The 15,037-nt window shown below is 48.6% G+C and carries 7 protein-coding genes and 3 rRNA genes; 9 read left to right on the forward strand and 1 reads right to left on the reverse strand.

Annotated elements, in window-relative coordinates:
- Nucleotides 1-81 precede the first annotated feature (81 nt).
- The 9 genes from DWB84_RS07750 (at nucleotide 82) to DWB84_RS07790 (ending at nucleotide 13,707) form a co-directional block, all read left to right on the forward strand.
- Nucleotides 82-1,632, forward strand: a complete 1,551-nt coding sequence (locus tag DWB84_RS07750; RefSeq protein WP_187409205.1) for a tryptophan halogenase family protein — start codon at nucleotides 82-84, stop codon at nucleotides 1,630-1,632.
- On the forward strand, nucleotides 1,629-2,861 hold the full coding sequence (locus DWB84_RS07755) for a tryptophan 7-halogenase (protein WP_187409206.1): 1,233 nt from the start codon (nucleotides 1,629-1,631) through the stop codon (nucleotides 2,859-2,861). The genes DWB84_RS07750 and DWB84_RS07755 overlap by 4 nt, the downstream gene beginning before the upstream one ends.
- 10 nt (nucleotides 2,862-2,871) lie before the next feature.
- Nucleotides 2,872-4,389 carry a tryptophan halogenase family protein gene (locus DWB84_RS07760; protein ID WP_187409207.1) on the forward strand — a complete coding sequence of 506 codons (1,518 nt, stop codon included), beginning with the start codon at nucleotides 2,872-2,874 and terminating at the stop codon, nucleotides 4,387-4,389.
- A gap of 359 nt (nucleotides 4,390-4,748) precedes the next feature.
- Nucleotides 4,749-6,280 (forward strand): 16S ribosomal RNA (locus tag DWB84_RS07765).
- 101 nt (nucleotides 6,281-6,381) lie between these two features.
- Complete coding sequence (locus DWB84_RS07770) at nucleotides 6,382-7,302, forward strand: aspartyl/asparaginyl beta-hydroxylase domain-containing protein (protein ID WP_187409208.1); 921 nt, start codon at nucleotides 6,382-6,384, stop codon at nucleotides 7,300-7,302.
- 497 nt (nucleotides 7,303-7,799) lie between these two features.
- Nucleotides 7,800-10,678, forward strand: a 23S ribosomal RNA gene (locus DWB84_RS07775).
- A gap of 221 nt (nucleotides 10,679-10,899) precedes the next feature.
- Nucleotides 10,900-11,015 (forward strand): 5S ribosomal RNA (gene rrf, locus DWB84_RS07780).
- Together the 16S, 23S and 5S rRNA genes form the textbook arrangement of a ribosomal RNA operon.
- Nucleotides 11,016-11,526: 511 nt before the next feature.
- Complete coding sequence (otsB, locus tag DWB84_RS07785) at nucleotides 11,527-12,240, forward strand: trehalose-phosphatase (protein WP_187409209.1); 714 nt, start codon at nucleotides 11,527-11,529, stop codon at nucleotides 12,238-12,240.
- Nucleotides 12,241-12,318: 78 nt separating this feature from the next.
- A complete protein-coding gene (locus DWB84_RS07790; protein ID WP_187409210.1) occupies nucleotides 12,319-13,707 on the forward strand; it encodes a trehalose-6-phosphate synthase in 1,389 nt (462 codons plus the stop codon).
- Between the two features lie 13 nt (nucleotides 13,708-13,720).
- Here the strand turns inward: DWB84_RS07790 and DWB84_RS07795 are convergent, their stop codons facing one another.
- Nucleotides 13,721-15,010, reverse strand: a complete 1,290-nt coding sequence (locus DWB84_RS07795) for a cation:proton antiporter (protein WP_187409211.1) — start codon at nucleotides 15,008-15,010, stop codon at nucleotides 13,721-13,723.
- Nucleotides 15,011-15,037 lie beyond the last annotated feature (27 nt).

Here is a 15,037-nt window from a genome sequence, read left to right on the forward strand (position 1 = left end):
CTGACTAACAGCGTTACGACGCGTTAAAACGCTACAAAGGCATAGTCTCGACTATGCCTTTTTTTTGTCAGAGATATACGCATGATTCAAAAGCTGGTGATAGTGGGCGGTGGAACAGCGGGCTGGATGACAGCGGCAGCTTTCTGCCACTTATTTCAGGACAGCCCTTTGCAAATAACGCTGGTGGAGTCCGATGCCATTGGCACAGTGGGAGTTGGCGAGGCGACGATTCCGCATCTGCGTTATTTCAATGAAAGGCTCGGTATCAATGAGCATGAGTTTATGCGAGCCACTAATGCCACATTTAAATTGGGCATTATGTTTTCTGATTGGCGCAAGCCAGGTCATAGCTACATTCACCCGTTTGGCGAATTTGGCTTCGCCACCAGTCACGGACCTTTCTATCATTACTGGTCACGAGCTCATCAATTGGGCCTGGAATTGGCGGCGGATGAATTTTCCATTGCCACCCATATGGCGCGCCTGGGGAGATTTACCTATCCGTCACAAAATGACAGCGAATTGTTGTCGACGTTTTCCTACGCGTTTCATATAGATGCTGCGCGCTACGCCGTGTTCTTACGGCAATATTGTGAGAAGACTTTTCGCAATTTTTCTCGTCAGGAAGGAAAAATAGAACATGTCCTGCAAGACTCGAGCAGCGGTGATATCACCGGCATAAAGCTGGATAGTGGTCTTGCAATCGATGGCGATTTTTTTATCGACTGCAGCGGCTTTAGCTCTCTACTCCTGAACAAGACCTTGGGCGCAAAGCCTCTGGACATGTCGGAATATCTGCCTTGCAATAGCGCGATTGCGGTTCCGACGGACGAAACCTATCCTGATGTTCCCTTCAGCCGCGCAACTGCCCACGCCGCAGGATGGCAATGGCGAATTCCTCTGCGCCACAGGACGGGCAATGGCTGCGTTTATTCGACGAATTTTATGAGTGATAGTGAGGCGGAGGAGCTATTTCATAAAAATCTCGCCGGGAACAAATTGGCGGATTTAAATCTTATCCGCTTTAGTGCGCGCAGAATGGATGCCTCATGGAAAAATAATTGTGTGGCCATAGGTTTGAGCAGTGGCTTTCTCGAACCGCTGGAATCGACCAGTATCCATTTGATCCAGGTCGCCATTATGAAACTGACCGAATTACTGCCGAACGGCAAAGATTGGCGGGTTGAGCGGGACGAGTTTAACCGGCAAATGACCGACGAATATGAAAAAATCCGCGATTTCCTGGTGCTTCACTATCATGTGACAGAGCGAGAGGACTCTGAATTCTGGCGATATATCAAAAATATGCCATTGCCCAGCTCGCTTGAGCAGAGGATGAATTTAATTCAAGAGGCGGGAATTATTGATACCTATCAACACGGCCTTTTTCTCGAATCCAGTTGGGCTTATGTGTATTTTTGCCAGGGCGGGCAATCCAATGCTTCGCATCATCGAACCCATCATCTGAGTGATCAGGAGCTTTTGGAGCATCTGCGGAAATTTCACGCGGAAATAGCAAAAACTGCACAAAGCATCGGTAAGCAGTCAGATATGCTCAATCGAATTTACGGTGGTGGCGAGGTCGAAAAATGGCCTCAGTCTGCCATGAGTTTGTATGGGGTATTTTCATGAACTCCACCCGCATCACAATCGCAATTGTTGGCAGCGGCTTGTCTTTGACATTGTCAGCTGCCTACTTAGCGGAAAAATTGCAGTATCTGAAGCCTATCATTCTCGCCGTGCAATTACCTGAAGATGAGAGTGATGAGGATTTCTCCTTTAGCTTTCCGCCTTTTTCGGAACCTATCAGCCCCATCCTGCGCCAGCAGCTAGCTGAATCGAGTTTGCGCAAAATCGATCTATATACGCCGAGCAGTCCAGCAGGATTGGGTTTTAATTTCTCCACATACGGCGTGGTGAGCGCTGGGGTGAGTTTTCCCCAGGCATATCAGATTTGCGTGCAAAATGTTGCCGATTTTCCCAAATACGACCGTTTTCTTGAGGAGAAGGCACCGGGAATCATCTATAACCGCAAATCCGTGGCGGATGATTATCGTCGTTTGGCGGTCAAAAAAGATGTTGTGCTTATCCCTTGTAAAAGCGTGCAGGTGATAAAAGACGAGGGGAAAATTATTTCTCTGGAGACATCGGATGGTCAGAGGGTCACAGCGGATTACTTTATCGACTGCTCCGCCAAAGGCAAATTGATGTCCTGCGTACAGGAGCGAGTGCGTGTTTCTGATGAAATAATGCCTTCCTGGTCGGTCGCACGAAAACGTATTTCCGGCGTCAGCTCCGCTATTTCATGCACATTCAAATTTGCATCATCGCAAATGATCTCCACGATCAATTACGGCCATACCAGCTATGAAAAAACGGCGGATTTTAATGGGGGTGAGGCAAACGCAGAGTATTTCCAATTTCCATGGTTAGGTAACTGCATAGCTGTTGGGCGTGGCTTCGCCGAGATCCCGGAATTTCTGATTGATTTAAACCGGATATTGGAAAAGCAGCTGATGGTGCTGTCCTGGTTGATTGGGGTGAATTCTCAAACAGTCTATAGCGAGCGCCACTTCAATACGCTCTCCAATCGCTATCTTGATGAAGCGGTAGATGCGGTCAATCTTATGTTGTGCGGTGTTGGATTCGCGCGGGAACTGACGCCTAGCAACCAGCGCCGTATTGCGCTCTTTCAGTCTTCGGCCGGTACTGTCAAGGAAAACAACGTTTTTATTAGTGAAAACAGTTGGACGGGGTTGTTCCATGCGGCTGGCTATAAACCGACTAATACCAATGCGTTTGCTGCATCGACAAGCGTCAATCAAATAGTTGGTCGAACAAAATCTCTTATTTCTCGATAGGCATGCGGTAATGCAAACATCATCAGCAGACAAAACTCCTGCGGGAAAAGTTCCTACTATTGCTATTGTTGGCGGCGGTACTGCGGGCTGGATGGCCGCCGCTGCACTTTCCAAGGCTCTTCCTAAAGAGCATTACTCCATATTGCTGATTGAATCGTCGGAAATTGGAACAGTGGGGGTTGGTGAAGCGACCATTCCGCCGATACTGACGTTTAATAAACTCCTAGGTATTGATACAAAAGAATTGCTAAAGGAAACCAAAGGGACCTTTAAACTCGGAATCGAATTTATCAACTGGGCCAATCAAGGGGATAGCTATTACCATCCATTTGGAACCTATGGACCGGATTCTTATGGCATGCCTTTTCATCAGCTATGGCGCATGGCTTATTCGCAAGGATTGGCCAAAAGGCTGGAGGCATACTCCATCAACGCGCAAATGGCTATGCAAAAGAAGTTTAGCGAGCCCAAAAACATCCCCAACTCTCCTTTGGCGAGTATCAATTACGCATTTCATTTTGATGCGTCTCTCTATGCGCAATTTTTGCGAGGCTACAGTGAACTGCGCGGTGTTCGTCGGATTGAAGCCAAAATAGCATCCGCTTCTACCGATAGCGACACCGGCAATATTTCGACATTGCATCTGGAAGATCACGAAGATATTCAGGCAGATTTTTTTATTGACTGTTCTGGGTTTAAAGGGATTTTAATCGAGCAGACATTAAAAACTGGCTACGAAGATTGGAGTAAATACCTGCCGTGTAACAGCGCTAAGGCTGTCGCAAGTGAAAAACAGCCTGTTCCTGCATCCCATACCAAAGCGATTGCACATGGGTTTGGTTGGCAGTGGCGAATCCCTCTGCAGCACAGAACTGGCAACGGTTTTGTCTATAGCAATGCTTTTTGTTCTGATCAAACGGCTGAAGACATATTGCTTAGCAATTTGGAAACCAAAGTGCTGGGAGAGGCCAAGCAGCTGCGCTTTACCTCGGGTAAGCGAAAAAAAATATGGAATAAAAACTGTCTCAGTCTTGGCTTGGCAAGCGGATTTTTAGAGCCTCTGGAATCCACAAGCATCCACCTTGTTCAGTCTGCCTTATCCAAATTCTTAGGCATTTTTCCTCATTTTGAGCAATGCGAGGTGGAAAGAAATCGTTTCAATCAAATGATGGATCAAGAAATCAGCTCCATCCGCGACTTTATTATTTTGCATTACAAGGCGACTAACCGAGAAGACACGGAATTTTGGCGATATTGCAAAAATATGGAAATCCCAGAGTCTTTGCAGCAAAAAATTGATTTGTATCGTTCAAGCGGGTATTTGTTTCGCGACGGTGCTGAGCTGTTTTCCGAAAATAGCTGGCTTTCGGTTATGGAAGGACAGGGAATTTATCCCGAAAGACAAAGTCCGTTTTGTAAGACTGTATCAGTCGAGCAAGCTGCAGCTGCGTTAAGGCAAGTAGAAGAAGTGGTGGCTGCGTGTGTTAAGGCCACCCAGGGGCATGACAAATATATAGCGGCTATCTGAGCAATAAGTGCTCAACTCCAAACGAAGTGGATCGATCCGTTTGTTTGGTTGATTTTTAGGCGGAATAGGATTTTTCGCTGCGAATAAAAAAATCTTTTAAAAACTGCTTGCGCTGCTCTTTGATCTACGTATAATGCGCGTCCTCAGCAGCGGTCACGGACCAAAGCGAAAAGCTCCGCAAGCCGGAGTGAGCTTTTTAACAATTAAATCAAGCAAAGCGTGTGGGCTCTTGTGGTTGAGTGAATTAAGAGATATTCAAACCCAAGAGACCATCAATTCAGCTTAGTAATAACGCGAATAGGTAGTCAAACGTGGTTTGAGCCAAGTTTAGAGTGATCGAGAGATTGCTCATATGATTTAAACTGAAGAGTTTGATCATGGCTCAGATTGAACGCTGGCGGCAGGCCTAACACATGCAAGTCGAGCGCGAAAGGGTTTCGGCCTGAGTAGAGCGGCGAACGGGTGAGTAACGCGTGGGAATCTGCCTGGTAATGGGGGATAACGTTCCGAAAGGGGCGCTAATACCGCATACGCCCTAAGGGGGAAAGTGGGGGATCTTCGGACCTCACGTTATCAGATGAGCCCGCGTCGGATTAGCTAGTAGGTAGGGTAAAGGCCTACCTAGGCGACGATCCGTAACTGGTCTGAGAGGATGATCAGTCACACTGGAACTGAGACACGGTCCAGACTCCTACGGGAGGCAGCAGTGGGGAATATTGGACAATGGGGGCAACCCTGATCCAGCCATGCCGCGTGTGTGAAGAAGGCCCTCGGGTTGTAAAGCACTTTAAGTTGGGAGGAAGGCTTTAAGGTTAATACCCTTGAAGATTGACGTTACCAACAGAATAAGCACCGGCTAACTCCGTGCCAGCAGCCGCGGTAATACGGAGGGTGCAAGCGTTAATCGGAATTACTGGGCGTAAAGCGCGCGTAGGCGGCCATTTAAGCTAGATGTGAAAGCCCAGGGCTTAACCTTGGAATTGCATTTAGAACTGGATGGCTAGAGTATGGGAGAGGAGTGTGGAATTTCCGGTGTAGCGGTGAAATGCGTAGAGATCGGAAGGAACACCAGTGGCGAAGGCGACACTCTGGCCCAATACTGACGCTGAGGTGCGAAAGCGTGGGGATCAAACAGGATTAGATACCCTGGTAGTCCACGCCGTAAACGATGTCGACTAGCCGTTGGCCTCCTTGAGGGGTTAGTGGCGCAGCTAACGCGATAAGTCGACCGCCTGGGGAGTACGGCCGCAAGGTTAAAACTCAAATGAATTGACGGGGGCCCGCACAAGCGGTGGAGCATGTGGTTTAATTCGACGCAACGCGAAGAACCTTACCTACTCTTGACATCCAGATAACCCTGCAGAGATGCGGGGGTGCCTTCGGGAAATCTGAGACAGGTGCTGCATGGCTGTCGTCAGCTCGTGTCGTGAGATGTTGGGTTAAGTCCCGTAACGAGCGCAACCCTTGTCCTTAGTTGCCATCATTCAGTTGGGAACTCTAAGGAGACTGCCGGTGACAAACCGGAGGAAGGTGGGGACGACGTCAAGTCATCATGGCCCTTACGAGTAGGGCTACACACGTGCTACAATGGGGAGTACAGAGGGAAGCGAGGCCGCGAGGTGGAGCAAATCCCAGAAAACTCTTCGTAGTCCGGATTGGAGTCTGCAACTCGACTCCATGAAGTCGGAATCGCTAGTAATCGCAAATCAGCATGTTGCGGTGAATACGTTCCCGGGCCTTGTACACACCGCCCGTCACACCATGGGAGTGGGTTGCACCAGAAGTAGCTAGTCTAACCGCAAGGGGGACGGTTACCACGGTGTGATTCATGACTGGGGTGAAGTCGTAACAAGGTAGCCCTAGGGGAACCTGGGGCTGGATCACCTCCTTAAACGAAATCACCTGCCACAAGATCCCACACGCATTGCTTGATTTATTGTTTCCTCTGTCGAAGAATCCCTCTTTTCATCACGTTTACGCAAGATTCTCTATATGCAAGCCTATGTTCCTTCTGCTGGGGCTATTGCGTTCCTTGTATTCGTTGTAAGTGGGCTTTATGTGCACTTCAGGGGAAAAGTGCGGCATCGTCCTTTGCGTCAGTTGTCCGATCATTCGACATTTATGGCGCCCGTCAATTGCTTGATTTATCTCTTTTCAAAGCTGCCGGCGCGGCCATTCCATCCTGTTGCGACATTTCCTGAATTAAGTCTTCTTGCGGAAAATTGGGAAAAAATTAGAGATGAAGCGCTTGCGCTTGATGAGCGTAAACAGATTGTTGCGACAGTAGGGCATGAAGACGCGGGTTTTAACTCATTTTTTAGAACGGGTTGGCGGCGGTTTTATTTGAAGTGGTACGGGAATGATCTGGTGTCAGCCCGCAAACTTTGTCCGTACACATTTTCTCTGCTTGATCAGATCCCGTCTGTCAAAGCTGCGATGTTTGCTTCCCTGCCTCCGGGTGCAAAACTGGTTGCGCATCGCGACCCTTATGCGGGTTCCATGCGTTATCACTTGGGGCTTGCAGTTCCGGAAGATCCGCGTTGTGCAATTTATGTGGATGGGGAGAAATATTTCTGGCGGAACGGTGAGGGTGTCATTTTTGATGAGACCTACATTCACTACGCCGAAAATGCGACGGATCAGCGAAGAATTGTATTGTTTTGCGATGTGCGGCGCCCGCTGTGGTTTGCTCCCGTGCGTTGGGTGGAAGCTCTTTTTGCGCGAGTAGTTATGGGGGCTGCCGTTTCTCGTAATACGGAAGAAGACAGAATAGGTTTTATTAATAAATTGTTTTCTCGTCTCTACAAAGTCAGAGAGGTGGGGAAGGCAATTAAGCGTAGAAGTCGTTTTGTTTATTACACGCTTAAATATTTAATTCTCGGTTCTTTGTTGTATTGGATCTTTTTTAGCTGATTTGTGATGCGGGGTGGGGTTTGTCTCCGCAATTTTGGCCAAAGAATGCTCGGTTTAGGCGAACAAATGAGCAATAAAAAGAAATTTAAAAAATATTTTTAACAAGGCGTTGACTCGGAAAATTTAATCAGTATTATACGCCACCTCAGCGACGCACGCTGACTCAGAGAAAGCTTAAAAGCCTAATATATAGAAGCTAAGTTTTTAAGCGGTCAGAAAAGTAAGTCTTTGATTTATGCAAGGGTTTAGTTTTCTGAGTAAGGCTCAGAGAGATCTTTAACAAAGTGGAAAATAAAGTTGTAACATTGCAAATTAACGAGATGAGTGTGTCTTGAGCATGCTTATCCGGCGATTGTGATCATGTTGCATTTCTGTTGGGTTGACGGTTGTTGAGTTGGCTGAGATATCAGCTAATGAGACGATTGTGAATCTGACGGAGAACAGTTATCGAAATAAAGTAAGTCGTCAAGCAATACCATTAGTCACTTGTGTTATATGGTCAAGTGAATAAGCGCACATGGTGGATGCCTTGGCAGCTGGAGGCGATGAAAGACGTAGGAGCCTGCGATAAGGCTAGGGGAGCTGGCAAACGAGCATTGATCCTGGCATTTCTGAATGGGGAAACCCACTCAGGGTAACCTGAGTATCCTGTACTGAATTCATAGGTACAGGAGGCGAACGAGGGGAACTGAAACATCTAAGTACCCTTAGGAAAAGAAATCAACCGAGATTCCCTCAGTAGCGGCGAGCGAAAGGGGAAGAGCCGATGAATTATTGGTTAGTGGAACAGTCTGGAAAGTCTGGCGATAGAGGGTGATAGCCCCGTACACGAAAACCATTAGTTCACATATTAAGTAGGTCGGGACACGTGTTATCTTGACTGAAGATGGGGGGACCATCCTCCAAGGCTAAATACTCCCAGCTGACCGATAGTGAACCAGTACCGTGAGGGAAAGGCGAAAAGAACCCCTGAGAGGGGAGTGAAATAGACCCTGAAACCGTGTGCGTACAAGCAGTAGGAGCCTCTTAATGGGGTGACTGCGTACCTTTTGTATAATGGGTCAGCGACTTACTGTCAGTGGCGAGGTTAACCGTATAGGGGAGCCGTAGAGAAATCGAGTCTGAATAGGGCGATAGTCGCTGGCAGTAGACCCGAAACCGAGCGATCTATCCATGAGCAGGTTGAAGGTGCCGTAACAGGCACTGGAGGACCGAACCGTAATCTGTTGAAAAAGATTCGGATGACTTGTGGATCGGAGTGAAAGGCTAATCAAGCTCGGAGATAGCTGGTTCTCCCCGAAAGCTATTTAGGTAGCGCCTCGGACGAACACCCAAGGGGGTAGAGCACTGTTTGGGCTAGGGGGTCATCCCGACTTACCAACCCCATGCAAACTCCGAATACCTTGGAGTGATATCCGGGAGACACACGGCGGGTGCTAACGTCCGTCGTGAAGAGGGCAACAACCCAGACCGCCAGCTAAGGTCCCAAATGTTAGTTAAGTGGGAAACGATGTGGGAAGGCATAGACAGCTAGGAGGTTGGCTTAGAAGCAGCCATCCTTTAAAGAAAGCGTAATAGCTCACTAGTCGAGTCGGCCTGCGCGGAAGATTTAACGGGGCTAAAACTAGCAACCGAAGCTGCGGATGCACGTAAGTGCGTGGTAGGGGAGCGTTCTGTAAGTCTGCGAAGGTGAGTTGAGAAGCTTGCTGGAGATATCAGAAGTGCGAATGCTGACATGAGTAACGACAATGAGGGTGAAAAACCCTCACGCCGGAAGACCAAGGGTTCCTGTCCAACGCTAATCGGGACAGGGTTAGTCGGCCCCTAAGGCGAGGGCGAAAGCCGTAGTCGATGGGAAACGGGTTAATATTCCCGTACCGTTTGTTGCTGCGATGGAGTGACGGAGAAGGCTAGGCGAGCGTGGCGTTGGTTGTCCACGTTTAAGCTGGTAGGCTGGGGACTTAGGCAAATCCGGGTCCCTAAGGCTGAGAGGTGATGACGAGCATCCTTTAAGGAAGCGAAGTCGTTGATGCCCTGCTTCCAGGAAAAACTTCTAAGCTTCAGGCAACAAAGACCGTACTCGAAACCGACACAGGTGGTCAGGTAGAGAATACCAAGGCGCTTGAGAGAACTCGGGTGAAGGAACTAGGCAAAATGGCACCGTAACTTCGGGAGAAGGTGCGCCGACTTTGGTGATGGGATTTACTCCTTAAGCTGAGGTTGGTCGAAGATACCAGGCCGCTGCGACTGTTTATTAAAAACACAGCACTCTGCAAACACGAAAGTGGACGTATAGGGTGTGACGCCTGCCCGGTGCCGGAAGGTTAATTGATGGGGTTAGCGAAAGCGAAGCTCTTGATCGAAGCCCCGGTAAACGGCGGCCGTAACTATAACGGTCCTAAGGTAGCGAAATTCCTTGTCGGGTAAGTTCCGACCTGCACGAATGGCGTAACGATGGCGGCGCTGTCTCCACCCGAGACTCAGTGAAATTGAAATCGCTGTTAAGATGCAGTGTTCCCGCGGCTAGACGGAAAGACCCCGTGAACCTTTACTATAGCTTTGCACTGAACTTTGAACCTACTTGTGTAGGATAGCTGGGAGGCTTAGAAGCGAGGACGCCAGTCCTCGTGGAGCCGACGTTGAAATACCAGCCTGGTATGTTTGAGGTTCTAACCTTGGCCCATAATCTGGGTTGGGGACAGTGTATGGTGGGTAGTTTGACTGGGGCGGTCTCCTCCCAAAGAGTAACGGAGGAGCACGAAGGTTGGCTAATCCTGGTCGGAAATCAGGAGGATTGTGTAATGGCACAAGCCAGCTTGACTGCGAGACAAACAAGTCGAGCAGGTACGAAAGTAGGTCATAGTGATCCGGTGGTTCTGTATGGAAGGGCCATCGCTCAACGGATAAAAGGTACTCCGGGGATAACAGGCTGATTCCTCCCAAGAGTTCATATCGACGGGGGAGTTTGGCACCTCGATGTCGGCTCATCACATCCTGGGGCTGAAGCCGGTCCCAAGGGTATGGCTGTTCGCCATTTAAAGTGGTACGCGAGCTGGGTTTAGAACGTCGTGAGACAGTTCGGTCCCTATCTGCCGTGGGCGTTGGAGATTTGAGAAGAGTTGTTCCTAGTACGAGAGGACCGGAATGAACGAACCTCTGGTGTTCGGGTTGTGTCGCCAGACGCATTGCCCGGTAGCTATGTTCGGACGGGATAACCGCTGAAAGCATCTAAGCGGGAAGCCTCCTTCAAGATTAGATCTCCCTGGACTTTAAGTCCCTAAAGGGCCGTTTAAGACCAAGACGTTGATAGGTTGGGTGTGGAAGCGCTGTGAGGCGTTGAGCTAACCAATACTAATTGCCCGTGAGGCTTGACCATATAACAGAAGCGATTGATGGCAAGCTTTGATGAACGAATGAAAGCGATGACTGTAGTGACTGATCCAACGCGGATAAGTAGCAGACCATCATCTCAGCAGGTTACAACTTTATTGACCACGATTTATTACGATGAGTAGAGGCATTCCTGAGGGAAGTAAGACCGAAGCTTATCAATGCTAAGCAAACAGAATTCGCTGATGAACATCAGCAACCGGTTTGCCTGACGACCATAGAGCATTGGAACCACCTGATCCCATTCCGAACTCAGAAGTGAAACGATGCATCGCCGATGGTAGTGTGGGGCCTCCCCATGTGAGAGTAGGTCATCGTCAGGCTTCTAACAAAAACGCCCTGGTCAGAAATGGCCGGGGCGTTTTACTTTGAGCTTTGAAAACACAAACTACCAGATGCGGGAATAGGACTGCAGTTGGGGAAAAGAACACCTACATCCTTCACATCTTCTTCTCCTTGCATCCCTTCCTAACACACCAATCCGTGTTTGGTCTTGACCTCAGTTCCTGCTTCAATCCCAGCTTTACCAATCTTCTCTCATGCCTTCTCGTGACAGCAGCATCGCTGATTCGCCGCACAATATCTTCGTTTTTGCCAATTTTACTTTGTTTCGTTCAGCTAGGCTTTGCGGCAATATTTCTTTGGGAAGATTCTTTATTCATTTCTAATTCTCATTAAAGGGCAGTAGCTGGGGCGCATTTTTTAAATTTGTTATTTGCTTGATCATTTGGTTTAAGCGAGGCATATTTGAATTTAATGCGAAAAAATCCCCGATATTTTGTTTTCATTTGCTTCGCCTGTTACCATCTCATTTTTCAAAATGAAAAATGCATTATGTTGAATTTAAATTTCCATGAAATGGCGTTTTTTCTCGATTTTGATGGGACGTTAGTGGGTTTTTCCGCAGATCCTGAGGGTGTTATTGTTTCCGCGGAATTGCGAGAGTTGTTGGTTAAGCTGCATGCAAAATTGAATGGTGCTTTGGCAATTATTTCTGGTCGGTCTATTCGTTCTTTGCATTCTCTGTTGCGGTTGCCGCAAATTTCTCTTGCGGGAGGGCATGGTGCAGAGTGGTGGTTTCAGGGTGAGTTGCGCCAAGTTGAACTGAATTCTCCCAATTATTCCGTTGCGCTTGAGCGGATTTTGGCTTTTGCAGAGAAAAATGGCTTGTTAATGGAAAATAAGACGCATTCTTGTGCTCTCCACTTTAGGCGGCAGCCTGATATGAAAACGGTGGTGGATAAGTTTATTGCCGAACACATCGAAACTCTCGAGGGTTTGAGAGTCATTTATGGAAATTGTGTAAGAGAGATTCAACCTCTCGGAGTGGATAAGGGAAAGGCAATAGAAAGGTTTTTGAAGTATCAACCATTTTTAGGTAGGCGGCCTGTTTATATTGGTGATGACACTACAGATGAAGACGCATTTCATTGGGTCAATGTAAATCAGGGAGTCTCTTTTAAAGTCGGGTCTGGAATGACTGCGGCTCAGTATCGATTGGAAAATATTACAGCGGTGATGGATTTTTTACAGAAAGTGTTGCGGTAGTCGTAATGGCTTGGTCGGCACGAAGACGCTTTTATATGGTCTATTGCAGATAGATTTAAAAATATAGGGGTATTTAACATGGGTCGATTGGTGGTGGTGTCAAACCGGGTTACTAAATCTGACTCTAGCAACAGCGGATCTAAAGGAGGTTTGGCTGTCGGCGTGACAGCTGCGATGAGTCGCGATGGAGGATTGTGGTTTGGTTGGAATGGCAAGGTGGAAAGTCGCGATGAACAAATCCCGAAGGTGGAAAAATCGGGCGTGATTGAATATGCCACAATTAGTCTTAAACCCGCCGAATATAATCAGTATTACAAAGGATTTGCGAATAGCGTATTGTGGCCGCTTTTTCACCAGCGTCCGGATTTGATGAATTATGATGTTTCTGATTATCAAGGTTATCTGAGCGTCAACCAAAAAATGGCACAAAGCCTTTTGCCATTACTCAAGCCCGACGACATTATTTGGGTACATGACTATCACCTGATTCCAATGGGGAAAATGTTGCGGGACGCTGGTGTGAAATCACCTATCGGCTTTTTTCTTCATACCCCCTTTCCGCCATTTGATTTATTGCGCACGGTTCCGGATTACAAAAATATTCTGCACTTTTTATTGGCCTATGATCTGGTCGGACTGCAAACGGAAGCAGATTATTGTGGCTTTTACATGAGTATCGGCTATGGCTTAAAAGGCGAGGCGTTGCCTGGGAAGCGCTACAGAGTTGGCGAACTCAGTTGTACCGCTGGCGTATATCCGATCAGTATCGAAACTGAAAATCTCCGCACAGCAAGTAAAACAGGTGAATCCTCTGAAGAATTTAAGCGTTTGAATTCGAGTTTGTCCGGGCGCCAATTAATTATCGGAGTTGATCGACTGGATTATTCCAAAGGTCTTGCTCAGCGTATGCAGGCTTACGAGCGCCTTCTAAAAAATTACTCGGAATTTCTGCGCAAGGTTGTGTACTTGCAGATTGCTCCTATTTCCCGCGGCGATGTGGAAGCTTATCGGGATTTGGCGCAAACCATAGATCGCCATGTCGGGCATATTGTCGGCGGTTATGCAGACTTTGACTGGATGCCGCTGCGTTATCTCACACGTGGTTTTCGCCGCAATACTATTCTTGCTATGTATAACCGCGCTCGCGTAGGGTTTGTAACACCACTTAGAGACGGCATGAATCTAGTCGCTAAAGAATATGTCGCTGCTCAGGACCCGGAAGACCCCGGCGTGCTGGTGTTATCTCACATGGCAGGCGCGGCGGACGAGCTTGATGCCGCGGTGCGTGTAAATCCCTACGATATAGATAACGTAGCGAAAAGCTTGGCAGAGGCTCTTCGTATGCCAGCAGATGAGCGTATTGATCGATGGAAAAAAATGATGAGTGTTCTACGCGCCAATAATATTCACACTTGGCAGGCGACATTCCTGCGTGACCTGCAGGCGGCGGCCTTATTAAGGCTTTAGTGAATTCCCGGAATTAAATTCCGGGTGAATTTTCCACAGCGTCCAATTCACCGCTGGCTCGCGCTTGCCGGCCGTAGACGAGTTCGAACAAAGGTGATGCCATCAGCGTGGTCACAATTGCCATCATCACCAACATTGAGAACAGGGCCGGGCCAATGACTCCGGCTTGCAGTCCTATATTGATGATGATCAGCTCCATCAAGCCACGAGAATTCATCAAAGCGCCAATGCCAAGCGCCGTGCGGTTGTCTTGACCGCTCAGTCGTGCCGCGGCCCAGCAAGCGCCAAATTTTGCCGCTATAGAACCGGTTAAAACCACAGCGGCGACCAGCAGAAGCTCCAGGTTATTGACCATGGTCAGCTGCGTATTAAGGCCGGAATAGGTGAAAAACATCGGCAACAGCAGAACAACCGTAAAAGGTTCCAGCAATTTTCTAAGCTGATCGCATAGAGCGCCGCGTGGCATTACTGTGCCCAACAAAAATCCGCCGAATACTGCGTGCAGCCCTATGGCATCTGCAGTAAAGGCGCTCAGCGTAAACAGCATTAATACGATGGACAGCAAGGTGTGACTCAATGGGCGGCCAAGCGCCTGTTCGCGATTAGCCATACGGCCCAAGGGAGCGAGCAGCTTGGGACCGAGGAAGATCATAAACGAAGCGAAAATGGCGCCGCCCACTATGGCTTTGATCGCTACTCCGGAACCAGCACCGAAGCTGGCAAGGACTATGGCAAGCAAACACCAGGCAGCAGCGTCGTCGATGGCTCCGGCGGACAAAGATAAGGTGCCAAGAGAGGTATGGCTCAGACCGCGCTCGTGGATGATGCGGGCGAGCATCGGGAACGCGGTGATGGCGATGGCGGCGCCCATAAACAGGGTGGCGTCAAACCGGCTTGCCGATTCCGCAAATAAGCCGGGAACTGTCATTAACCAAGGCGCCATGACGAGAGCCACAAGAAACGGGGCCGCCATTCCTGAGATGGATACAGTCGCTGCCCGCAGAACATTGCTTTTGAAATGATCCGAACGAAATCCGAGCCCAACCAGGAACATGTACAGGCCCACGCCAAACTGCGAGCCTACGTAGAGGATTCCTTTGGTTTCGGCGGGAAATATGTGCTGCTGAATTTCCGGAGCGAGCAGTCCAAACAGGGATGGCCCCAGAATCACGCCAGCGATCATCTCTCCGACTACTTGCGGTTGGTGCAGATACTTGCGACCAAGCCAGCCCACGACGCGGCAGGTGAGCAGTATCACGAACATCTGGAGGAAGAAGGTTACGGAGAGCTGAGCAATAGACATGCATCTACCTTAGTCAAAATACTATGG

Origin of the sequence: Saccharophagus sp. K07, assembly GCF_014336955.1 — a bacterium.
Taxonomy (GTDB): domain Bacteria; phylum Pseudomonadota; class Gammaproteobacteria; order Pseudomonadales; family Cellvibrionaceae; genus UBA5868.

Coding starts and splice junctions, on each gene's coding strand:
- DWB84_RS07750 (WP_187409205.1), top strand. CDS start 82: ATGATTCAAAAGCTGGTGATAGTGGGCGGTGGAACAGCGGGCTGGATG.
- DWB84_RS07755 (WP_187409206.1), top strand. CDS start 1,629: ATGAACTCCACCCGCATCACAATCGCAATTGTTGGCAGCGGCTTGTCT.
- DWB84_RS07760 (WP_187409207.1), top strand. CDS start 2,872: ATGCAAACATCATCAGCAGACAAAACTCCTGCGGGAAAAGTTCCTACT.
- DWB84_RS07770 (WP_187409208.1), top strand. CDS start 6,382: ATGCAAGCCTATGTTCCTTCTGCTGGGGCTATTGCGTTCCTTGTATTC.
- otsB (WP_187409209.1), top strand. CDS start 11,527: ATGTTGAATTTAAATTTCCATGAAATGGCGTTTTTTCTCGATTTTGAT.
- DWB84_RS07790 (WP_187409210.1), top strand. CDS start 12,319: ATGGGTCGATTGGTGGTGGTGTCAAACCGGGTTACTAAATCTGACTCT.
- DWB84_RS07795 (WP_187409211.1), bottom strand. CDS start 15,010: ATGTCTATTGCTCAGCTCTCCGTAACCTTCTTCCTCCAGATGTTCGTG.